The sequence below is a fragment of the Streptococcus anginosus genome (assembly GCF_900636475.1).
Taxonomy (GTDB): domain Bacteria; phylum Bacillota; class Bacilli; order Lactobacillales; family Streptococcaceae; genus Streptococcus; species Streptococcus anginosus.
The window spans coordinates 1,619,323-1,642,431 of the sequence record NZ_LR134283.1 but is presented as its reverse complement, the minus strand read 5'-3'; the positions used below and the strand labels follow the sequence as shown (position 1 = coordinate 1,642,431).

Annotated in this window: 22 protein-coding genes; 1 reads left to right on the top strand and 21 read right to left on the bottom strand. The window is 36.2% G+C overall.

The features are described 5' to 3' along the window. Nucleotide 1 precedes the first annotated feature (1 nt). Nucleotides 2-688, bottom strand: coding sequence for a response regulator transcription factor (locus EL079_RS08120; protein ID WP_003031179.1), 687 nt, complete (start codon nt 686-688; stop codon nt 2-4). A 97-nt stretch (nt 689-785) separates the two neighbouring features. Beyond that, the gene (locus tag EL079_RS08115; protein WP_003031130.1) at nt 786-3,335 is read right to left on the bottom strand and encodes a YSIRK signal domain/LPXTG anchor domain surface protein; all 2,550 of its coding nucleotides are present in this window, start codon (nt 3,333-3,335) and stop codon (nt 786-788) included. A 151-nt stretch (nt 3,336-3,486) separates the two neighbouring features. Between EL079_RS08115 and EL079_RS08110 the strand changes: the two genes are divergently transcribed. Further along, on the top strand, nt 3,487-4,023 hold the full coding sequence (locus EL079_RS08110; protein ID WP_003031136.1) for a histidine phosphatase family protein: 537 nt from the start codon (nt 3,487-3,489) through the stop codon (nt 4,021-4,023). Between the two features lie 551 nt (nt 4,024-4,574). On the opposite strand, the gene glf is transcribed toward EL079_RS08110, so the two are convergent. The 19 genes from glf to nrdD all read right to left on the bottom strand — a co-directional run bounded on the left by glf (nt 4,575) and on the right by nrdD (nt 23,062). After that, complete coding sequence (gene glf, locus EL079_RS08105; protein ID WP_003031165.1) at nt 4,575-5,669, bottom strand: UDP-galactopyranose mutase; 1,095 nt, start codon at nt 5,667-5,669, stop codon at nt 4,575-4,577. A gap of 8 nt (nt 5,670-5,677) precedes the next feature. Then, on the bottom strand, nt 5,678-7,093 hold the full coding sequence (locus tag EL079_RS08100) for a flippase (RefSeq protein WP_003031174.1): 1,416 nt from the start codon (nt 7,091-7,093) through the stop codon (nt 5,678-5,680). Nucleotides 7,094-7,096: 3 nt separating this feature from the next. Beyond that, the gene (locus EL079_RS08095; RefSeq protein WP_003031177.1) at nt 7,097-8,242 is read right to left on the bottom strand and encodes a polysaccharide polymerase; all 1,146 of its coding nucleotides are present in this window, start codon (nt 8,240-8,242) and stop codon (nt 7,097-7,099) included. Between the two features lie 120 nt (nt 8,243-8,362). Further along, nucleotides 8,363-9,418: a hypothetical protein gene (locus EL079_RS08090; RefSeq protein ID WP_003031170.1), complete on the bottom strand. Its 1,056-nt coding sequence runs from the start codon at nt 9,416-9,418 to the stop codon at nt 8,363-8,365. An 89-nt stretch (nt 9,419-9,507) separates the two neighbouring features. Continuing rightward, nucleotides 9,508-9,705, bottom strand: a complete 198-nt coding sequence (locus tag EL079_RS08085; protein WP_003031133.1) for a hypothetical protein — start codon at nt 9,703-9,705, stop codon at nt 9,508-9,510. A gap of 10 nt (nt 9,706-9,715) precedes the next feature. After that, nucleotides 9,716-10,684, bottom strand: a complete 969-nt coding sequence (locus EL079_RS08080; protein ID WP_018543612.1) for a glycosyltransferase — start codon at nt 10,682-10,684, stop codon at nt 9,716-9,718. Between the two features lie 76 nt (nt 10,685-10,760). Continuing rightward, on the bottom strand, nt 10,761-11,306 hold the full coding sequence (locus tag EL079_RS08075; RefSeq protein WP_018543613.1) for a serine acetyltransferase: 546 nt from the start codon (nt 11,304-11,306) through the stop codon (nt 10,761-10,763). Then, nucleotides 11,303-12,469 carry a glycosyltransferase family 4 protein gene (locus tag EL079_RS08070; RefSeq protein WP_003031259.1) on the bottom strand — a complete coding sequence of 389 codons (1,167 nt, stop codon included), beginning with the start codon at nt 12,467-12,469 and terminating at the stop codon, nt 11,303-11,305. Before EL079_RS08070 ends, EL079_RS08075 begins: the two co-directional genes overlap by 4 nt. Before the next feature lie 3 nt (nt 12,470-12,472). Beyond that, complete coding sequence (gene cps2T, locus EL079_RS08065) at nt 12,473-13,645, bottom strand: beta 1-4 rhamnosyltransferase Cps2T (protein WP_003031260.1); 1,173 nt, start codon at nt 13,643-13,645, stop codon at nt 12,473-12,475. Between the two features lie 37 nt (nt 13,646-13,682). After that, nucleotides 13,683-15,056, bottom strand: a complete 1,374-nt coding sequence (locus EL079_RS08060) for a sugar transferase (RefSeq protein WP_003031264.1) — start codon at nt 15,054-15,056, stop codon at nt 13,683-13,685. A gap of 22 nt (nt 15,057-15,078) precedes the next feature. Beyond that, nucleotides 15,079-15,774 (bottom strand): tyrosine-protein kinase, encoded by a 696-nt coding sequence (locus EL079_RS08055; protein WP_003026604.1) that lies wholly within the window; start codon nt 15,772-15,774, stop codon nt 15,079-15,081. Between the two features lie 12 nt (nt 15,775-15,786). Further along, the gene (locus EL079_RS08050) at nt 15,787-16,482 is read right to left on the bottom strand and encodes a CspC family polysaccharide chain length determinant protein (RefSeq protein ID WP_003031251.1); all 696 of its coding nucleotides are present in this window, start codon (nt 16,480-16,482) and stop codon (nt 15,787-15,789) included. An 8-nt stretch (nt 16,483-16,490) separates the two neighbouring features. Beyond that, entirely contained in the window at nt 16,491-17,222 is a 732-nt protein-coding gene (gene cps4B, locus EL079_RS08045) for a capsular polysaccharide biosynthesis protein Cps4B (RefSeq protein WP_003031248.1), read from the bottom strand. Nucleotides 17,223-17,224: 2 nt separating this feature from the next. Further along, entirely contained in the window at nt 17,225-18,676 is a 1,452-nt protein-coding gene (gene cpsA, locus EL079_RS08040; RefSeq protein WP_003031256.1) for an LCP family glycopolymer transferase CpsA, read from the bottom strand. 346 nt (nt 18,677-19,022) lie between these two features. Next, nucleotides 19,023-19,628 (bottom strand): anaerobic ribonucleoside-triphosphate reductase activating protein, encoded by a 606-nt coding sequence (nrdG, locus tag EL079_RS08035; protein ID WP_003027750.1) that lies wholly within the window; start codon nt 19,626-19,628, stop codon nt 19,023-19,025. Nucleotides 19,629-19,632: 4 nt separating this feature from the next. Further along, a complete protein-coding gene (locus EL079_RS08030) occupies nt 19,633-20,136 on the bottom strand; it encodes a GNAT family N-acetyltransferase (RefSeq protein WP_003031252.1) in 504 nt (167 codons plus the stop codon). Between the two features lie 9 nt (nt 20,137-20,145). Beyond that, nucleotides 20,146-20,643 carry a GNAT family N-acetyltransferase gene (locus tag EL079_RS08025; protein ID WP_003031268.1) on the bottom strand — a complete coding sequence of 166 codons (498 nt, stop codon included), beginning with the start codon at nt 20,641-20,643 and terminating at the stop codon, nt 20,146-20,148. Between the two features lie 59 nt (nt 20,644-20,702). Next, the gene (locus EL079_RS08020) at nt 20,703-20,843 is read right to left on the bottom strand and encodes a hypothetical protein (protein WP_003031250.1); all 141 of its coding nucleotides are present in this window, start codon (nt 20,841-20,843) and stop codon (nt 20,703-20,705) included. An 8-nt stretch (nt 20,844-20,851) separates the two neighbouring features. Further along, nucleotides 20,852-23,062, bottom strand: coding sequence for an anaerobic ribonucleoside-triphosphate reductase (nrdD, locus tag EL079_RS08015; RefSeq protein ID WP_003031258.1), 2,211 nt, complete (start codon nt 23,060-23,062; stop codon nt 20,852-20,854). Nucleotides 23,063-23,109 lie beyond the last annotated feature (47 nt).

Genomic DNA, 23,109 nt, shown 5'->3' with positions numbered 1-23,109 from the left:
CTTACACCTCTATCTTATAGCCCAGTCCCCAAACAGTCTTAATCGTGGGTGTTTTTTCTGTACTGTATTTTGCTAAATCTTGCCGCAAGGCATGAATGTGAACATTCAACGTATTTGTATCATCTACAAAATCTTCTTGCCAGACTTTCTCATACAATTCTGTCTTAGAAAAGACCCGCTGAGGATTGCTGGCCAAAATCCATAGCAACTCAAAAGATTTAATGGTCATCATCAACGATTGTCCGTGCACTGTCACTTCGCGCGTTGCATGATTTATCTCTAAATCCCCTAGTTGGAGTTTTTCATCTGCTCCCACACTGCGGTGAATGCGCCGCAAGATATTATGCACCCGCAACACCAACTCCCGCGGACTGAAAGGTTTGGTAATAAAATCATCCGCTCCCATACTGAGGGAATAAATTTTATCCGGTTCAGATGTTTTAGCAGTAATAAAAAGGAAAGGTTGCTCCGGAGCAAGATACTGCACTTCGCCAATCAAATCATACCCGTCCATGTTGGGCATCATAATGTCGGTGATAATCAAATCAATCGGATATTTCTTAAAAAGCTCCAAAGCTTCCTGCCCATCATGCGCCACATTGACTTCATAACCTGCCTGTGTTAAATAACGCTTGTTAATCTCGGTAATCTCTACTTCATCATCTACTAACAAAATTCTCTTCGTCATTTTCTTACCTCTATTGTGAAAAATAGTGTTATACCACGAAAAAGTATAACACTATTTCTATACTTGATTCAAGCGTTATTGCTCACAAATGTGAGAATTACTTCTTTTCTCTGCGTTTCATGCCAACAAGTGCTAAAATAGCTGCTGCACTTAATCCAAGAAGTCCTAGGACTGTCAAGCCAAGAGAGGATTTTTGACCTGTATTAGGAAGCGATTTTTTGCTTGCTGTAGCTTGTCCACCTTTTGAAGTTGTTGCAGAAGGCGTGCCACCTTTATTTGAATGCTTGCTTCCGTCATGATCTGCTTTTTTACCTTGGTTTTGTACCTGATCATTTTGACCTTGTTGAGATTGTCCTTTAGAGTCCGCTTTCTTTTCACCTTTTAGGTTAATCGTCACAGATTTCGTCGCAATGACATTCTTCAAGTCCGCTTGGCCATCTTTGGTTGCTCCATACACTGTAACAGTCGCTTTATAAGAATGCGTACCATTAGCTTTTAGTTGGTCTAATAAAGCTTTATCCTGTTTACCTGCTGCATTACCATCTAGTGAGACTTGATAGAAATATTGCCCCTTTCCTAAACCTGCAAGTGGTAGGAGACCTGCATGGTTTGCTTTACCATTATCTGACCATGAGGCGCCGTCTGAGGATTTCAACAAGAGACGTGTTAACATACCGTCACCACCAAAGAGTTCATACGGAATCACTTGATTAACACCAGCCGTAAATGGTCCTGGATAAACTGCATTTGTTAAATAACTTGCAGGGACATCAATTTTATCTTTGATGTTGTCTACTACGGATTTTTTCACTTGGTCAACGGTCGTAGTGCCATTCAAATTCAGATTTACTTGACGTGTTGCGATAACATTGTTCAAGTCTGCCTTACCATCCTTAGTTGCACCGTAAACCTTAACAGTTGCAGTGTAAGTATGAGTACCGTTCGCTTTCAATTGATCCAAGAGGGCCTTGCCTTGTTTGCCGGCCGCATTACCATTGAGTGATACTTGGTAGAAATATTGACCTTTGCCTAAGCCCGCTAGTGGCAATAGACCTGGATGCTTAGCTGAGCCATTATCTGACCAGGGTGCTCCGTTTGATGATTTGAGCAGAAGACGAGTCAACATGCCATCACCACCAAAGAGTTCATACGGAATCACTTGATTGACACCGGCTGTAAATGGTCCAGGAAAGACTGCATTTTTCAAGTAGCTTGCTGGAACATCAATCTTATCTTTGATATTTTCGGAAACAGATTTCTTGATTTGTTCTGCTGTTGTTGTGCCATTTAAGTTCAATTTTACTTGACGAGTCGCAATCACATTGTTCAAGTCTGCCTTACCATCTTTTGTTGCACCGTAAACTGTGACTGTTGCAGTATAGCTGTGCGTACCGTTGGCTTTCAATTGATCCAAGAGCGCTTTACCTTGTTTGCCGGCCGCATTACCATTGAGTGATACTTGGTAGAAATATTTGCCTTTTGGAATGTTGGCAAAGGGTAGTAAGCCAGCGTGTTTTGCCGTGCCGTTATCTGACCATGGAGCGCCATCTGAGGATTTCAACAAGAGACGTGTCAGCATACCATCTCCACCGAAGAGTTCATACGGAATGACTTCATTCACCCCTGCTGTAAAAGGACCAGGGTGGTTCGCGTTTTGTAAGAAGGAAGCAGGAACATCTGTACTGCCCTTGATATTATCCGCTACAGATTGCTTAGCTTGAGCGAGAGATGGATCTTCTTGCGCTTTTTGACCATTCAAATTCAGATTTACTTGACGTGTTGCGATAACATTGTTCAAGTCTGCCTTACCATCTTTTGTTGCACCGTAAACTGTGACGGTTGCGGTATAGCTGTGTGTGCCATTCGCTTTCAATTGATCCAAGAGCGCTTTACCTTGTTTGCCGGCCGCATTACCATTGAGTGACACTTGATAGAAATATTTACCTTTTGGAATGTTGGCAAAGGGTAGTAAGCCAGCGTGTTTTGCCGTGCCGTTATCTGACCATGGGGCGCCATTTGAAGATTTCAACAAGAGACGTGTCAGCATACCATCTCCACCGAAGAGTTCATACGGAATGACTTCATTCACCCCTGCTGTAAAAGGACCGGGGTGGTTCGCGTTTTGTAAGAAGGAAGCAGGAACATCTGTACTGCCCTTGATATTGTCCGTTACAGATTGCTTAGCTTGAGCGAGAGATGGATCTTCTTGCGCTTTTGGAGTTGCTTCTTTTACAACTGTTTCTGACGCCTTTTGGATTTTTTTCGCAGCTTCTGCAATGGATTTTCCTGCTTTGTTTTCTTTTGTAACTTCTTGTTTTTCTTGCACCTTTTTATCTGGTGTTTGAGTTGTTCTGCCAGACAAATCTTGTGAGGGCTTAGTTGCATCTGGCATTTCTTTCTTGTCAGCTGTTGTTTTTTCAGATTGTCCTACTTTCGAATCAAGTATGGATTTCCCAGATTCTGTTGGACTATTTGACGGGGCTGTCGTGACCACCTTGTTTTGCGTACCAACTTGGGCATTTACCGGATTGCTAATAAGAATAAAGAATCCACTTGCCACAACTACGGACGCAACACCTACACTTAACCGACGGATTGACCATCTTGTATATCTTTGATTGTCTGGACGATGATTTTTGTCAACCATATTATTTACTCCTTTGATTATTTTTAATGGTTGATTAAAGTTTACCAAGCTCTTATTAACTATCCGTAAGACAAAGTTAAAGTTTTTCTTAAATAAGCATTATTTCTTGCTTATTTATAGAATTTTCACATGTTGTGATATACTAGATTACATGAACAACATTTATTATTTTGTCCGTCACGCGCACTCAACTTACACACCTGACGAATGGACACGCCCTTTGTCACAAAAGGGACTCACTTCCCTCTCACAATTAAAAATACTAGAGAATAAGCCAATCTCTGCTATTTATTCTAGTCCTTACCAACGAGCAATTGAAACGATTGAGCCTTTGGCACTAACCTTTGGGCTTCCGATTCAACTTGATAAGCGATTGATTGAACGAAAACTAAGCAGTCAGCAGGTTTCCGACCAAACATTTGAAACTACACTCAAGCAACTTTGGCAAAATCCTGACAGTTCTCTACCGGGTGGCGAATCGAACCTCATGGCTCAAAAACTAGCTCTAGCATTTCTGCAAAAATTAGAAGAAAATCACCAAGATGAACACATCATCATCAGTTCTCACGGCAATCTGATTTGTATCCTGCTCAGCTATTTTGATGGACAAATCCATTATGATTTTTGGAAACAACTGCCCATGCCCGCTATTTTAATATTAAAAGATGAAAAAGTATACTTGCAGTAAGATCCGAATCAACTTTATCTATCAGTCACAAATTATTTTTTCACTAGTGAAACTCCTAAACCATTCCTATTTAGTTTAGGAATTTTTATTTGACAAATGATTTTCCAATCACCTCAAACTCTTATACAGTTTCTTTCGCGTTCGTTTCTTCCATGAAAATGCATTACTCCCCGTCCAAAAGTGTTTGTTTCTGACATCGAAACATGCTCATCAATCGGTCGAAAATTTGTCTCTCGAATCTCACGAAACAATCTCTTGTCTACGACCAGACAATAAACTAAATAGAAATAATAATATGAACTAATCGTTATCCACAAAAGATGTTCTTAGTCCATACAATCCCTCCCACATACTCTCATTTTAAGATAAAGATAGTTATACCTGTTTTCAAACCATTTGTCTATATATTTTTGTCTCTTTTTGAGCATCAAAAAAAGCACGCAAATGAGACACTTTCCTAAAATGCGAAAGCTTCATTCGTGTGCTAGGGTTAGGTGGAAAAATAGAATAAAGTTAAACCAAGAAAATAATGAAAATTAGTTGACTCTATCTTAGAATTCTTTCTCCACTACTTCCAAAGCTCGTTCAATAACCACATGCATATCATAATATTTGTAATCGGCTAAACGCCCACAAAAGATAACATTATCGTTCTTTTTTGCTTCTTCTAAATACTTATTATAGATAGCATTGTTTTTCTCATCATTGATTGGGTAATATGGCTCATCTCCACGCTTCCAATTAGCTGGATATTCTCGCGTGATAACTGTTTTTTCTTGTGTTCCATATTCAAAATGTTTGTGTTCAATGATACGAGTATAAGGAATTTCACGCTCTGTATAATTGATGACTGCATTCCCTTGATGATTTTCTTCATCTAAAACTTCATGCTCAAAACGAAGACTACGATATTCCAATTCACCATGCTTATAATCAAAATATTGGTCGATCATACCTGTAAAGACAATCTTATCAGCAGATGCTTCCAACTCTTTGCGATTGACAAAAAAATCTACTCCAAGCTCAACTTCAACACCTTCAAGCATATTTTCAATGATAACATTATAACCACCGATTGGAATTCCTTGATAACGGTCGTTGAAGTAATTATTATCAAAAGTTAAACGTACTGGTAAACGTTTAATGATAAATGGTGGTAATTCTGTCGCAGAACGTCCCCATTGCTTTTCAGTATAGCCTTTAATCAACTTTTCGTAAATATCAGGACCAATCAATTTAATCGCTTGCTCTTCCAAATTTTGCGGTTCAACATTTTGTAAATCTTTAGTCTGATCTGCAATTTTATCTTTAACTTCTTGAGGTGTCTTCGTTCCCCAAAGAGCATAAAAGGTATTCATATTGAAAGGTAAATTGTACAATTTACCTTTATAGTTAGCAACAGGAGAATTAATATAATTATTAAATTCTGCAAATTGATTTATATAATCCCAAACTCGTTTATTTGAAGTATGAAAAATATGCGCACCATACTTATGAACATTGATGCCTTCGATATTTTCACAATAGATATTCCCACCGATGTGATCTCGCTTATCAATCACCTTTACTTTTTTACCACGCTTGGCTGCCTCATAAGCAAAAATTGCTCCAGATAAACCAGCGCCAACAATTAGATAATCGTACATAATAACTCCTATTTTTTCAAAAATTGTTCTTTTAATTCTTTTACATTAACAACTCGGAACACTAATATAAAACTTATATAAAAGACAGCCCCTAATATACCATAAATTCCAACATTCACAACAGACGAAAATTTTAGTAATGGTTGCAATAATAATAAAATTATATACATCAAGCTTGAGGACAAAATGATTTTTAGCATTGATGATAAAATCGGTACTTCTTTGAGGTATGAACGAGTATAGTAATATTGAATAACCCAAACGAGTGCCTCTGTCAGAACCGATGTAATTGACGCTCCAATAAATCCCAAAGAAGGAATTAAAAGTAAGTTTAATCCAACGCTTACAAAAGCAGGAATTGTAGTTGACAACATAAACTCTCGATTTTTATTATGAGGTATTAAAATCTGAATTCCCATAATATTTGTCCAACCAATAAAGAACATCCGTGCAATCATAATATCAATAGCCACTCGTGCTTCTTGAAAGTCCTTCCCTAAAAAGAAATTGACAAAATCTTTATTTACAATTAACATCCCTGCAATAATTGGGAAAATAATCAAATTATAAATCAAGAAAGACATTTCATGCATTTTATTAACTGCTTTATAATCACCTGAAGACAGCAAACTTGAAACACGAGGAAGCATCACACTGCCAAGAGAAGTTACAATTGTTAGTAATATATTTATGATTTTTAAGGCTTGATCATAAATTCCCACATCCTTAGTTGAAGATAAAGCGCCTAGCATAGTTCGATCTAGCGTCACATATAGCGAGATGGCAATTTGAGGTAAAAACAACAGAATAACTGGTTTTAAATGTTCTTTTGCATGTACAACATCGAAATGTGGTTTCCCAATAAATTCCTTCGCTGGCAACCACATACTGAGCTGACCAAGTAGTTCAAATCCTGTCAAAAGAAAAACATATAAATATAAATCATTTGGTGTTTTCACAAATAAAAAGATTGATAGGATCCCTAAAAGTTTAACTGTAATATTCCGAATGGTAATCTTACGAAAATCTTCCAAACCTTGAAAAAGCCAAGAAATATCAAGGCCTTTTGACAACAAGCTCAATCCTAAAATGTAAGCAACAGGATTCTGCATACTTGGAACACTCCAACAAAGAAGAAGATAAAGAACTATAGAAATAAATGCTGCAACTACTTGCAAACTATATATTCCCCAGAAAGTCGGCTGAATATTCTTTCGATTTGCAGAAACCTCTTTCGTACCATAATTCGCTACTCCTAAAGTTGCTAGTAAGATGAAGTAGGTCACAATTGAATTAAAATAACCATAAGTTCCTAAATCCTCAGACGAGAAAATCCGTGTTACATATGGAGTAGTCAGTATCGGAAGGATGATGACCAGTAACTGATAGGAGAAGTTATAAGCGTAATTTTTTAATATTTTCATGTATTAATCCTCAAGTTCACTTTCCTTTTTTGGAAAAGTAATTGAAGCAAACATTATATACATAAATATATCATAGGATGGTCGAATCCAAAATGCTTCAATCATACAGTTTACGGATACCAAAGATAAAATTGCTAACAACAAATAATTCCCTTGTTTATATGACTTCCAAGACTGTAGAACATATAAAATAATAAGTATAATTAATGGAAATATGCCATAGGTAAATAGCATTTGTATATAAGAAGAGTCCACATAATTATAACTGTAAACCGATTCTGTCGAACCTCCATATCCAATAAATTGAATCCCTTTTGTTCCAAATAAATGTAAATCATATTTTGATAGAGCTTCTTTACCTAAATGCAGTCTCATACTCATTAAATTATTCACCAATACATAAAATGGACTTGCCCAAGTAAACCGCGAACTTAAATAATACATTAATGAAGATAAAATTGGAACAGAAAAGGGTAAAATAGCATAAACTTTCAGCTTCGTATTCTTCATATAATAAAAAAATAAAAAGATTAATGTAGCAATAAAAATAGAGAGAGCATTTAAACGAGCATCACAATATTTAAGAACAAAATAAGAAAGAAGAAGACCTATAATACTACGTATCCATATTATTTTATCTTTTAACAAATAAGAAATAGCTAGAAAAAGATAAAAACAATGAGAAGCAAAGTCTGTTGGATAAATAAAACCAAATGAATTTCGTACAACAGTTCCTGATAAGCGCTCTTGGACAAATTGTAAATTGGGAATTATACCAAGAAAAGATAAAAATACAACCAGTAAAACAACACTTCCTACAAAAATAACATATATTTTTAAAATACTCTCAATCTTTGCATTCAAAAGTAAGACAATTAATAGCGAGTAAAGTAAAAAATCAGCTTTTCCTGTGGAACAATAGACCTCTATTCCAGAAAATAATAAAATCGGCGCAATAATGATATAATACAAAGGTATGTTCTTTATAAATCTAAAACGAATACATAAAATCAGAACAACAAGAAATAGTAGTCCAATTGGCAATTGTGGTAAAGTTCTATTTAATACTGTTGTATTGAGTGTGTCCCATACTATAACAATAGCTAATACAATCCCTATTAGTAAATTATCAAATTTCACTTTTAACATTTGACCTTTTCCGTCCTCTTAAAAAACTTAATTATTTTAAAAATCTATGTTTGTCATTCTGTTATAAAATCAATCTTATCTAAAGAATATTTTGAAAATTTTAAATAACATCATATCTAATTATTTAATCAAACATTTTAATGCTGTTTTTAAAAAATAACCATCTCTAATTTTTCTCCCAACCTCACTCACATTTTTTATCATAGTCTCGTATTCAGCTTCGGTTAATTCTGCAAGTACCTTATTTAGTTCTTGAAGTGACTCAACTGCAATCCCACAGTTGTTTTTTAGAATAAATTGAGATAAAGCAGATCTGTTCCAAACAATTACTGGAAAACCTGCTGCAAGGTATAGAGATGCCTTATGAGAATTGTTGTACTTTAAATAATTACCAAATACTCCACTACATGTTTCTGCGCTATCCCCATCCCATACGAGACCAAAACTTCCTCTGAGAACTGACGGAAGATCATCTGGTAAAAATGAGCCAAAATAAGTTTCATTTGGTAATTTCTGTGTTTCATCAAATCCAACACCATACAAATGATAAGCTGGGGAAGTGGGCAAGTTATAAATATATCCCGCTTTTTTGAAGGATAAATTACCTGCAATAATAATTGGGGAATCTTTTTTCAGACATTCCGGCTTTTTAAAATTTGGAATAAGATAGTCAAAAATTCTTAGACTAACGATTTTATTAGAAGAGATACCTTTATTTACAAGAACAGATTTCATCATATCATTATGAGCAATGATACCATCTACTAAATCTAAAGGTTTACTTTCCAATACCTTAATTCTTATTTTATGTCGAAGTGCTGTATTTCTATCTCTGAAAGTTCTTAATTGTTCCAAATCATGAATTAATAAAAATACTCTACCTCCTTTTTTCTGAACAAACTTTATTAATGAAGCAAAAAGAAGACTATGATGAATCATAGGAAATTGAATGACTAGACAGTCGCCTTCTGTTATCTGAGAAAAGGTTTGCTTAAGAAGCTTGTACTTATAAACCTGTGCTTGTAATAGACTCATTTGATGCCAGTTTTCAGATTGTAAATAAAGTGGTTGGTAGCCTTCTAATTGTAAAATCTTATTAACATCATTTCTTGCTTTATTACCTGCATTTTTTATATCGGCGTTCTGTATAAAATTTTCTTGTAAATAGTACTTCATTTTCTCTCCTTTATATCTCAAAATTAGACTCATCTGGAAACGAATTTCAAAATAGTTCACCAACAATTTTGAAATTTCTAACTTTTCGATCAATCTTCTAACCAATATTTATAAAAAAAGTAACCAGGAATTCTTTTTAATATGGCTCTTATGTTATGCATACAAGAATTCCCCACTTGCTTATATGGAGTAGATACTTCCACACTATCTATAGTGATATTACTTGCAACAAATTGCTCAAATGTATCAATTTGTTCAAACAATAATAAAAATTTTTTTCTAATCATATTATTATCTCTATCTATTCTTTATCAAAATTTTTATCTTAGCTGATAATTTCAAAATATGTAATCTATAAAATAAATATTTAATATAATTAGGATACTCTTTTAATTGAAACGGAGAAATCCTATACAATTTCAGCTCTCTTAAGATAGTTTTACAAACTTTACTATCTTCCTTGTTTTCTTCATATAGTTTCATAAGTAAATAGACAAGCCCATTATTATAATATGCTTTAGAGATACGATTGTCATCATCTAATACCTTTGTTGATACATGATAAATGTCCTGAAAAAATCGGAACATATCTTTAAACTTTTTATCTGACCAAGTTTTAGTAATTGCATTCTCATTTTTCATAAAATAACAATAATAAATTTGATTAGTATAATACACTTTTTGAGAAACTAAAAGCAACTTATAAATCGTACCTAAGTCTTCATAATATGCATTTTTAGGGAATTCAATATCATTAACCACAAATAATTCTTTCCGATACAATTTATCCGTAGAAAAACTAGTAATTTCTTGAGACCTTAACATACTTTCTAAAGATTCGTGTCCTATAAATAGATGTTCCTTGAATAAATATTCTCTTCTAATATCCGCTTCTGTATAAACTTTTTGAACTCCAAACTGAATAATATCATAGTTAGAAGATAAAATAATATCTTTCATATCATTAAACATGGTCTTAATAATCCAATCATCTGAATCTAAGAAAAAAATATATTTGCCTTTTGCATGTTGAATACCAACATTACGTGCATCAGAAAGTCCACCATTTTCTTTATGTATAACTGATATATGTTCAAATTGTTGAGCATAATCATCACAAATTATCGGTGAAGAATCAGTGCTGCCATCATCAACCAAAATAATCTCATAAGAATCATAATCTTGGACTAATACACTCTCAATACAACGACTTAAATAATTTTCAACTTGATATACTGGTATAATTACACTAAGCTGGATGTCCATATATTTTTTAACCTATAATTATTCCTAATTTAAAACATTCACATTAACAAAAGTAATTTTTTAGAATACAATCTATCTATTCATTTTCATATATTGAATTTATTATATATCCTTTTGTAGCATCAGATTTTGGTATTATCTTTCCAGGATTACCTAATACTATGGTATTATCTGGTACATCAAAATTAACAAATGCCCCGGGTGCTATTAATACATTATTTCCAATATTAATTTTACCAACAACAACAGCATTTGTCCCAATCCATACAGAATTTCCAATAGTTGGAGTCCCTTCCCTAGCTCCTCTACTTTGAGAGCCAATTAAAACACCATTTAACAGAGTTACATTTTCTCCAATAATTACATTAGGATTTATAACGATATTACCAATATGTTCAATTCTTAGGCCTTTCCCAATTCTTACTCTTGCTGGAATATCCATCATATATTTGATTTTATATCTTTCATATAGAAAGCGAAAAATATAAAATAAAAATCGGAAATTTAATCTATATGCCTCACATTTTCTTTTTAAAAACAGGAATCTGTACTGTGGTAAGTACCATAAAAATTTTCGGTTTCCCCATCTATATTTATCAGCCTTTAGTTTTTCATCTCTCATACAGTTTTCCCTTTCAATAACTCAATATATATATAAGAAAAATTTTTTACATAGCTCTCCAGAGAAAACATCTCTTTCTGACGTTTCATCGAAGCTTGTCCAAATTCGCTGATTTTTTCTGGATTATCTATTAAATTCTGAATAAGTCGAGATAAAGCTTCAGAATCATTTGGTTTCGCTAACAAACCATTGATATCTTCTTCTACCATTTCACAAACACCACCATGTCGATAGCCTACAATCGGCTTTCCACATGCCATTGCTTCTAGCACTACTGTTGGTAGCGGATCTGGATTGGTACTTGGAAGCACAAAAATGTCAAACATATTATATAGCTCATTCGTATTAGCGTAATAATCAATACGCTTAATCTGTTCAGCTACTGGTAAGGAAGCAATTCTTGCATCCAACTCTTGCACGCGCCATTCTTCACCCTCAAACGCACTCCCTGCTAGGAAAGCTACTATGTTAGAGTTACCTTTCAAAATCGGAATTACTGCATCTAAAAAATCATTCTGACCTTTCCATGCATTCACGCGTCCTATCATTCCAATAACCATGAAAGTCTGATCAATCTCAAATTGTTCCCGAATAGACTGATTATCTTTTGGATAATAAGTAGCATTATCCACTCCATTGTAAATGACAGAAATTTGCTCTTTATTCACAAAACGAGATGCCAATACATGATTTGCAACTGCTTCTGAAACTGTGATAATTCTATCAGCATATCGTCCCATTAGCATATTAATGAAATCAGAAACAAATTTAGGTCTAACAATGATTTCATGAACATGCCATAAAAGAGGCAACTTCAACTTCCGTTTGAGGTAAATTCCTTCCAAAACAGCCGTTGTATTATTATGAACAAGGTCAATCCGATGTTGTTTCGCATAAGTGGCAATCTTTTTAGCATAGCGATGATAGGAGCGGATATAGTCAATCATGCCTTTGGGATTAAAATATTTCCGGCGAAGAATAGGATATTCTATAACTTCAACTTTAGCACCTACTTGACGCAAAGCTTCAACTAAAACACCTTTGTTTGGTAAAATCACATGTGCTTCAAATTCTTGCTTATTCAGTCCTTTAATTAACTCTAATAAGACCTTATCTGCTCCATACATTTCTGCACCTGCATGTAAGTATAAAATCCTCTTCATTACCTATCCCTTAAACACCTTTTCATACTCACTAACAATCTTCTCCCAAGTAAAAGATTGATTGATTCCTTGGCTTGATTGGTGATCTAATTTTTCAATTGCTGTTTTATCCAACTGCTCTGCTTTATCAATAATCTGAGCTAGTTCATCCTTCTTCCAATACATTGCCCCATCTTCTCCGACCTCACGGTTAAATCCGACATCAAGTAGGAGGTTTAATTTTGTAGAAGCTAGTGCCTCTAAAAGAGACGGATTAGTTCCACCAACTTCATGACCATGGAGGTAAGCAAAAGCATGCTCACGGATATACTTGAGCAACTCTTGGTCATAAACCGTCCCAACAAACTTGACACGTGGATCTTTGTCAAAACCAGTCTCTTGACGCAGTTTCTCATAAAACTTATTTTGCTCAACATTGGTAATCAAGACAAAATCTTTCTTAGAGTTAGACTTCATAAAGCCACGAATCATGGATTCATAATTATTTTCTGGGACGAAACGTCCAACTACAAGATAATATTCATTCTCACGAACACCTTTTTCATCATACCAAGAACGCACTTTTTCATCTGAGGATGTCAGTTGTGATCTAGTTATGTCAGTCCCATAAGCAATATAAGTTGTATTTGGTTGATAATGAGTATAATCCGTTTGGATATACTTTTCGATATTCTTACTATCACAAATCAAAAGGTCTGCGTGCTTCACCATAAGTCGCTCAGAATATTTCCAATATTTACGAACAGGTAAACTCCATTTAGCTCGCAGCCACTCATGTCCATCTGGATTAACCATCAAAGTGCCCCCAAGAGCTTTGATTTTTCTTTTTATAGTTGAAATAAATGGACCAATTCGGCAAGCTAGAATATAAAATATAGGTGCTTCGTCCTTGTTTTTCTTTGCTATTTCAATTGCCTTGTTGAGAGCAGCAATATCATAAGCGATTGCACGAGCCGGTCCAATATTCGGAACATCAATGTTAAAGCATGTGGCACCATTATGTTCAAAAACATCCTCTGTGATTCCAGACTTAGCTGAGTTTTCACGCATACAAGCGACATAATATTGAATGTCTTTATCCTTTTGAAACTCTGTTAATTTCTCTACAAAAGTTTCAAATCCGCCATATTTAGCTGGTATTCCTTTAGAACCGATAATATAAACTGTTTTTCCCATTCTCTCTTCCATCATAAATAGAGAGGAGGAAGTAGAACTACTTCGCTCCGTCTTTCATTAGTACAACTTTAATTGTTTTGAGTAAGATTTTAATATCTGACCAAATGGTCCAACCGTCAATATAAGCGACATCCAGTTTGACGACTTCGTTAAAATCTGTAATGCTACTACGACCGCTGATTTGCCATAAGCCAGTGATTCCTGGTTTAAAGCTCAATCGCCGCTTTTGCTCTGGTGTGTATTGCTCATATTCGTCTTTGGTAGGTGGTCGTGTTCCGACAAGGCTCATATCGCCTTTGAGGACATTATAAAACTGCGGTAGTTCATCTAGACTGGTTTTCCGAATGAATTTTCCAATAGGCGTAATCCGTGGGTCATCATCCATTTTGAACATCCCACCACTCATAGTATTATGTGCCATCAGCTCTTTTTTGCGCTCCTCGGCATCTACGTACATAGAGCGAAATTTGTAAAATTTAAAAATCCGACCGTTTTTTCCAACACGTTCTTGAACAAAAATTGCTGGTCCGCCATCTTTACGAATCATTGGAACTAGGAAAAGCGCTGCAATTCCACATATAAGAAGTCCAAAGAGAGAACCAATGATATCCAAAACTCTTTTAGCAATGATGTGACTATAATTGTAGAAATTTGTTGAAAAAGTGACCACGCTAAAACCAGCAATTTCTTGAAGCTTCTTCTCACCAATTTGAAAATCCAAGGCGTTAATATTCACATTAACGGTGATTCCCATATTCTCAAACTGAACAACCAAATCTTCAATGGAATAGTAATCGCTCGGCAAGCTAATAAAAACTTCATCTACAACAGAGCGAGTTGCAAATTCGATGAGACGTTCTTTTGGTATTGTTTGAATTGTCGGATGTTGGTAACGCGAGTTATCAAATACTGAGATAGCTACTATACATTCATTAAATGTGCGTGTTTCGGTTAATTGCTTTAAAATTCTGTCTAGACGATTAGAAACCGTAATGATGAGTACTTTTTTACTGCTTTTTAATCTTGGATGTACTCGTGCATAATATTGCTTGATTAATAGATTAATGCAATAAACACCCAAAGCATTCAACAAGATAAAAAAGATGAGATTGCTACGGGATAATGAAAAGTTGCCTCCCAACATAAAAGAAGAAAATGTGATAATGACTGCATAAAAAGCACTGTATTTCAGTGTCTCGGTAAATTCAATTAAATAGCCACGTTGAAAAAAATGATAGTTATAATTGCTAATATAAAAAGCAACAATATGTAGCAACATTAACATCACAATATCTTTATTAGTTAGACTAAAGTTTGAAATTAAATTTATGATCATAATCACAACAAAAACTGTAATTAGTTGAATAAAAGCAATTCCTGTTTTTTGCAACTCATTTCTATTTTCAAACATCCCTACTCCTAAATGCTAATCTCTACTTTTTCTTTCCGTAATTTCCGTAATTGCCATAATTTCCATAGGAGCCATATTTTTCTAACTGTGTATCATATTTATTTAGAATAACTCCCAAAAATGGCGTCCCGGTTTGTTCTAATTGTTCTTTTGCCTTTTGCAATGTTTTCCGTTTTACATTTCCTGACTCGACGACTAAAACGCTAGCATCACATTTTTGAGCAATGATAGCCGCATCAATGACCAGTCCAATCGGTGGTGTATCAACAACGATATAATCATAATGGTTTCTGAGAATATCAATCATGATACCAAAGTTTTTACTTTGCAATAAAGCTGTTGGATTGGGTGAGACTTGTCCAGCTTCAATCACAAATAGATTGTCAATATTTGTTTCGCATAAACCGTTTGACAAATCTGTCGCACCAGCTAGATAATCTGTCAGACCTGTGATTTTATCACGCGTTTTAAAAATCCCTGACATGACAGAGTTACGAATATCTGCGTCAATTAGTAAAGTATTATATCCTGAACGTGCAAAAGCAATGGCTAGATTTGTAGAAGTCGTTGACTTCCCTTCTCCGGACTGCACAGAAGTGACAGCAATGACCTTAATATTATCCCCACTAAGCTGAATATTAGTTCTTAAGGCATTGTAGTATTCTTCTGTTTTCTTTATCGTTTTTTCTTTATTTTTAGCTAATTCTAAACTCGGCATTATTTTCCCCTCTTATAGTTTATTCATATTTGGCACAACTCCAAGAAGAGTAATTCCCAGCGCTTCTTCCACATCTTCTGGCTTTTTCACTCGGTCATCTAACACTTCAACGACAAGAATCACAACTGAGATTAAAACCCCGCCTGCAAGAAAACCAATCAAGGTATTGCGTCTAATATTTGGTGAAGAAGGGGAATTTGGTACTTCTGCCTCTTCTAACGTTGTTACATCAGATACTTTGGTAACAGCAATAATTTTTTCAGCTGCAATTTGACGCAAACTATTAGCAATACGCGCAGCTTCTTTGGCATCCCCATCTGAAACAGCGATAGACACAATACGCGTATCCGTTGGGACAGTGACATTGATTTTTTTAGCTAATGCGCTTGGTTGTACATTTAACTTCAAGTCATCAATCACTTTTGCTAACACATCTTGAGATAAAATAATTTCTTTGTAGTCTTTTACCAAGTATGTCCCAGCTTGAAGGTCTTGATTGGTAAGAGTAGAATTTTCATTGGCTTGTCGATTTACAACGTAAATACGAGTTGTACTAGTATAATTCGGCTTTATAATAAAGGTACTATAGCCTAAAGCAACAATAGCCATTGCAAAAGCGGTCACAACGATGAGAAATTTTCGTCTCCACATGGTCTTAACTAATGATAGAACATCAATTTCCACCGTCTGATTATCTTGATTTTTCATTTCTTCTCCTAAATTAATTCGTCTTTTAATAATATTTCTTGATTTTCGCGAAATAGTGCATCAGCATATGCTTTGCCATACTTTTTAGAGATGATTTGGTACGCTTCTTGCATATAAGGAGGTCGTGGACCTAAATTGTGCATATCACTCGCCACAAAGTGCACTAAATCCTGCTCCATAAAGAATTGTGCCCGCTTCTTCATGAATTTATACTTTTCACCAAATAACTTCGGTTTGAGGACGCTAGAGCTGTTGATTTGCATATAACAACCCATGTTAATCAAATCCTGCACTTTTTTCGTTTCATTCTCTAAGCAATGATAACGCTCAATATGAGCTACAACTGGTGTAATTCCTAAACGAAGCACATTGTTTAAAGCGCTGTGGATTTCCCTATATGGTGTCGTCATACTAAATTCAATTAAAGCATAACTCGTTCCGCCTAAAGTTGGGATGATTTTCTTATCGAGTTTTTCTAAAATATCGCTAGTATAATAAATTTCAGCCCCATACAAAATAGTGAGATCATCTGCTACTTCTTTAGCGATTTGCTGAACCTCATGAAAATTTGCCGCGATTTTTTCTTCAGGAGTTTCAAACATTCCCTTTCTACGATGAGAAGTTGAAATAATCGTTCGAACTCCTTGGCGATAACTTTCCGTCAAAAGCTCTCGCGTATCCTGACGTGTCTTGGGACCGTCATCTACATCAAACACAATATGCGAATGAATATCAATCAATCTTATTTCCCTTCCATCACTTTCTGAATTGCCGCTTTGGCTGCATTCAAGCTATCTTGATTTAACTCCATCATGTAAAGATTGGCATCCGGCATGGCATAAGACGGAAGGCCCGTCCGACCTTCTCCTGTAACTGCCTGAGAAGTCACGGTATAACTACCACCAGATTCCAGTTGCGTATTGATTAGGCTCATCATGGTTTCAAGACTCATATTGGTTTGAACTGAATCTTGTAGTCCTGAAATAATAGCATTGTAATTCTTCAAAGCGCTTGTTGAAGTCAATTTTTTAATAATAGCCGCAATGACCTTTTCTTGGTTTTTACCACGGTCATTATCACCACCACTCAATGAATACCGTTCTCGCACAAAGCCTAGAGCTTGCTCAGAATTTAGATGAACATCTCCTACACCAAAATGATAATTGCCGTGTAAGCTTGTGAATTCTTGATCATTATACACATCAATACCACCTAGCAAATCCACGAGTTTAAGGAAAGAAGTGAAATTGAGACGAACATAATAATTTGTTTTGATGCCGTAGAGATTTTCCAATGTGTGAATGGACGCTTCCACGCCATAAATACCAGCATGTGTTAATTTATCATTTTGATTATTGCCACCATCAGCAATCGGCACATAGGCGTCACGCGGTGTTGTTGTCAACAACACTTTCTTCGTTTTGCGATTCACCGTCATGATAATATTCACATCAGATCGAGAAACAGATGAAACGGGACCATAAGTATCAATGCCACTAACATAGATGTTAAAGACATCGTTATTAGTAGCTGGTGACTGAGCATTTTCAATCTTTTTACTAATCTTGTAAGTATAGATTTTCTTAATTTTTGAAGCGTAGTCTGGATATTCGTTTTCGATGACACTTTCAAAGACACTGTTTAGCACCATAGCCTTCGCTTCACCGTTCATCAAAGACTTATAGGCTGCCAGATAAGAAGATGACTGGTCAACCGTCAGGTTCACTTTTTTAGTTTGCGCTAGGTTATCTGTCAATGCCTTGATATTATTTGCATCATTTGCCGTTGGTGCTAGAACATTTTTGACTTGGCTAATATCCTTGATATCGCTATTTTTTGGTACCACCACACTCATTTCATATTCAGAATAGTTGGATGTTGCATTTAGCCCGTTAGACAAATCCAGTACTTCTTTAATGGCATACATCGCACCTGAACTAACTAAAATAGCCAAAATGAGAATAATGGTCGTTGTGACACGCGCTTTATTTTTAAAAATTAAAAAGCCAGTCCCTAGTGCTACAACTGCTAGCAAGATTGATACCAAAACATTCATGTACCGAAAGGCTAAAATGTTATATCGGAACATTGAAAAAATCAACAATGCTGCTAACAATGCAAAGATGACTAGTAAAGCAATATTTAAGATCCGATTGCTTTTCTTCTTAGAAGAGCGCGATCTTTTTTTGGCCATTTAAAACTCCTATGCAAAAATATCCATTTTATTATCCCTATTATAGCATAAAATAACTGAAAGTTAAACATTCTTTAAGAATTACAAAAACCTTAAATGATAAATGCGTTTTCTCTAAGCGTTTTAGTTATTATGCAAGCAAAAGAAAGTGAGAGAGAACTCAAAAACATTAAAAGAAGCGTTTCTCACTTTCTTATTTCTGGTCAAACCATCGTCAATCGTACTCTCACACAATTGCCTAGATGTCTATGAAGTATAAAATACGAGCAAAGATACCAAGCAACCATTGATATTTTTTACTAACTCAAAAAGAGGCTGGAATCAAGTCCAACCTCTCACTTGTTCATTATTCTGTTTTATCTCGATTAACTTGTTCAAAACTTTCTGTGCCATCATTCAGTCTATCCCAAATGATCACTTTCCCAGCTTTGAGAGACTTTTGCACATCAATGATTCGTTGATTAGAAGAACCGCGAAATTGCAGCATGAGATTTTTCTTGGCTTTGTCAAACCGTCCATCAACAAGGATATCAATAAGACTCAGCAGTTCCAGCTTATCGGGTGTTTCCAACATCATTTCTTCCCATGTGTAGCCCGTCCAAGACCAAATATCTTTATTTGGCAATTCCTTACGAATCCGCTTAACCAAGGGAATGAGAATACCTGTATTGAGAAAAGGCTCTCCGCCAAGCAAGGTCAAACCTTGAACATAGGGCTCTGCCAAATCTTTCATGATTTGCTCTTCAAGCTCCTGCGTATAAGGAATCCCTGCATTAAAAGACCAAGTTGCTACATTGTAGCAGCCCTCGCAATGGAACATGCAGCCGCTAACATAGAGGGAATTACGCACCCCTTCGCCATCTACAAAATTAAAGGCTTTGTAGTCAATAATGCGACCCTTGCTTAACTCTTCGCTTTTCCACTCACCTGGCTTCGGTGTATTCCATGTCATTTTTCTACCCCAAATCTATCCAATAGCGCTCTTTCCCAGCTCGTACATCTTCCAACACTCCACCATTGGCCAAAATCACTGCTCGACTAGCAGCATTATCCATATCGCAAGTAATCAGAACGGGAGAGAGCGCTAATTTTTTGGCTTCAAGTAAAGCCAAGGCTAATTGTTGTTTACCATACCCTTTCCCCCGCTCACTAGGCCGAATGCCATAGCCAATATGCCCGCCCAACTCTAAGTAAAAATCATTTAGTGTCATACGAAGCCCTAAAAAACCTAATGCACGATCATCTGCAAAGGAAGCAAACAAAATAGCTGGAACACGCCCTTCTTTCAAATTCAGTCCTGCCTCTTGATCACGATTGATTTGCAACCAATCTTCGTAATTTTCTGCACATGCCCAAGTGCTTTCTACACCGCCATTCATGAGAAGCCCCTGCTCTTTGTATTCTGCAATCATTTCAAGTATCACTTCTTTATCTGCCAATTCTGGTCTTCGTAATTCCATAAATTACTCCTAATTCAAATCTATCCAATAGCGTTCGGTGCCCTGTCGGATGTCTTCTAATATGCCCCCGTTTTTTAAAATAACTGCCCTACTAGCAGAATTATCCTCCGCACAAGTAACTAGCACTCGGTGGATATTCTTTGAAGCAGCGACAAGAAGCCCTTCTTTCAACATAGCGGTCGCATAGCCTTTCCCCTGCATAGTTGGACGAATGCTATAACCAATATGACCGCCATGTCCGCGTAAATGTTCATTCAGACGCAAGCGTAAATTTAGAAAGCCAACAGCCTGTCCTTTATCAAAGGCAACAAACTGTATAGCCGGCACCCATGTATTAGGAATATTGAGACCCATTTCCGCATCTTGGTTTCCAGCAATCCAATCTTCATAAACGAAATTTTCCTTGTCCCAAAAACCGCCATCGTGTGCAGCATTCGACCTTTCAAATTCTAGTATGAGGTCTATCACCGCCTCTTTATCTTCTAATCCTGGTCGTCTTAATTCCATTTTTCTCACCTTGATAGAAAGAGAGTGAGACTAGCTTCATGCAAACCTCACTCTTTCTCCTATTTTTTCTTTGTTTTTTGTAAGAATTGTTCTCGCAAATTTGCAACACGATCTTTTTTGTTGACTCCGCCTTTAGAATGCTTTTCATGATAGCGTGTCACTTGTGCCTTGCCCTTATCGTCTAATTGATATTTTCCCATTAGAATTCCTACTTTTCTACATGATGTCCTTCGAACTTGATTGTTGAACCATTCATGTGTTTAACACGAGCTGAAATTTCCTTGTGGCGCCCATTCACCATTGGACGAGCTTGAGGGTTACCAAGATAACCACAAGTCCGCTTGACAACATCAACTGTCTTTGGATCGCTATTGCCACAGTTTGGACAAGTAAATCCACGTTCTGTTGGCGTGAAATCCCCTTCAAAATCGCACTTATAACAATGGTCAATCGGAGTATTGGTTCCCAGATAGCCCACACGATCGTAAGCATAGTCCCAGACTGATTCGAGTGCTTTCGGATTTTGTTGTAGAACAGGATATTCACAGTAGTGAATAAAGCCTCCTGAAGCCCCGGCCGCTGGATAATCTTTTTCAAAATCTAATTTTTCAAACGGTGTTGGATTCTTCCGAACATCATAGTGGAAGCTATTAGTATAGTATTCCTTATCTGTAATATCTTTCACAAGACCAAATTTTTCTGTATCCAGACGACAGAAGCGATCTGTCAGACTTTCAGACGGTGTAGAGTAAACTGAGAAGTGATAATCATATTGGTCAGACCACTCTTCGACACGGCGTTTCATTTCACGAACAATATCTACTGTAAATTTCTTAGCTTCTGGGTTATGTTCCCATTCACCACCATAAAAGACAGTCGCTACTTCATACAGACCGATATAGCCGAGAGAAACCGTAGCTCTACGATGTTTAAAGAGTTGATCTACCTTGTCATATTTACCAAGACGTTGCCCAAAAGCACCATATTGATAAAGGATAGGAGCATTAGCTGGCGTTGCTTCTTTTGTACGTTCCACACGATAGACAAGGGCATCTTCAGCGATGTTCATCCGTTCATTGAAGATTTCCCAGAATTTATCCATATTACCTTCAGATTCGAGGGCAATTCTTGGAAGGTTGACAGTTACAACCCCAAGATTCATCCGACCAGAATTGACTTCTTGACCATTTTCATCTTTCCAACCTTGTAAGAAAGAACGGCAACCCATTGGAACTTTGAAAGAACCCGTTAATTCCACAATCTTGTCGTAAGACAAGACATCCGGATACATCCGCTTCGTAGCGCATTCCAAGGCCAACTGCTTAATGTCGTAGTTTGGACTACCGGGTTCTAAATTCAATCCACGCTTCAACGTGAAAATCAATTTAGGGAAGATGGCTGTACGGTGCTCAGAGCCAAGACCTTTGATGCGGATTTGAAGAATAGCTTTTTGAATTTCACGCTCAAAACGATTGGTTCCAAGCCCAAAGCCAAGTGAGGTAAATGGCGTTTGTCCATTTGATGTAAACAAGGTATTGATTTCATACTCCAAAGATTGCATGGCATCATAAATGTCTTTTTTAGTCTTTGTCCAGGCAAACTCTTCTTGCTTTTCAGGAAGCACCCATTCACGCGCATCCTTCAAATGTTTTTCATAATTTTTTTCAGCATAAGGCGCTAAAACTTCATCAATTCGGTCAGCAGAGCAACCACCATATTGACTAGAAGCTACGTTTGCAATAATTTGAGAGATTTGCGCAGTCGCTGTTTGAATGGATTTTGGACTTTCGACTTCAGCATTTCCAATCTTAAAGCCATTTGCCAACATGCCCTTAAAATCAATCAAACAGCAATTCGTCATCGGTGTATAAGGACTGTAATCCAAATCGTGATAGTGGATGTCTCCTTTTTGGTGTGCATTTGCCACATGTGGTGGCAGCATTTGCAAACCAATCGATTTCCCAACAATTCCCGCCGTCAAATCACGCTGGGTGTTGAAAACATCGCTATCTTTATTGGCATTTTCATTGACAACTGCTTGGTCTTTGTTAAGCAATTTTCCGATTGTAAAGTTAATATCTGTTGCTTTTGAGCGCGCAAAATCACGTTGTGTGCGGTAAGTAATATAACTTTCTGCAATGGCGTATTCATTGGCATTTAGTAATTCGTGTTCCACGATATTTTGAATTTCATAGATTTTAACGCCCGCAGGAAAACGTGAAATCACTTCTGCTACGATTTTATTGGTAATACCTTCAAGTTTTGCTTCTAACAACGGAGTCATCGTCGTTACTTCTTGGCTAGCTTTGACAAGAGCTTTGTAGATCTTGTCTGCGTCAAATGCCATACGACGACCGTCACGCTTTTCTACATAAATATCAGCAAATCCTTGTACTGTTTCTTCTTTTAATGCAATCATGAGCTCCTCCATTCGTATAAAACATATTATATCACTCTAATAAAAAA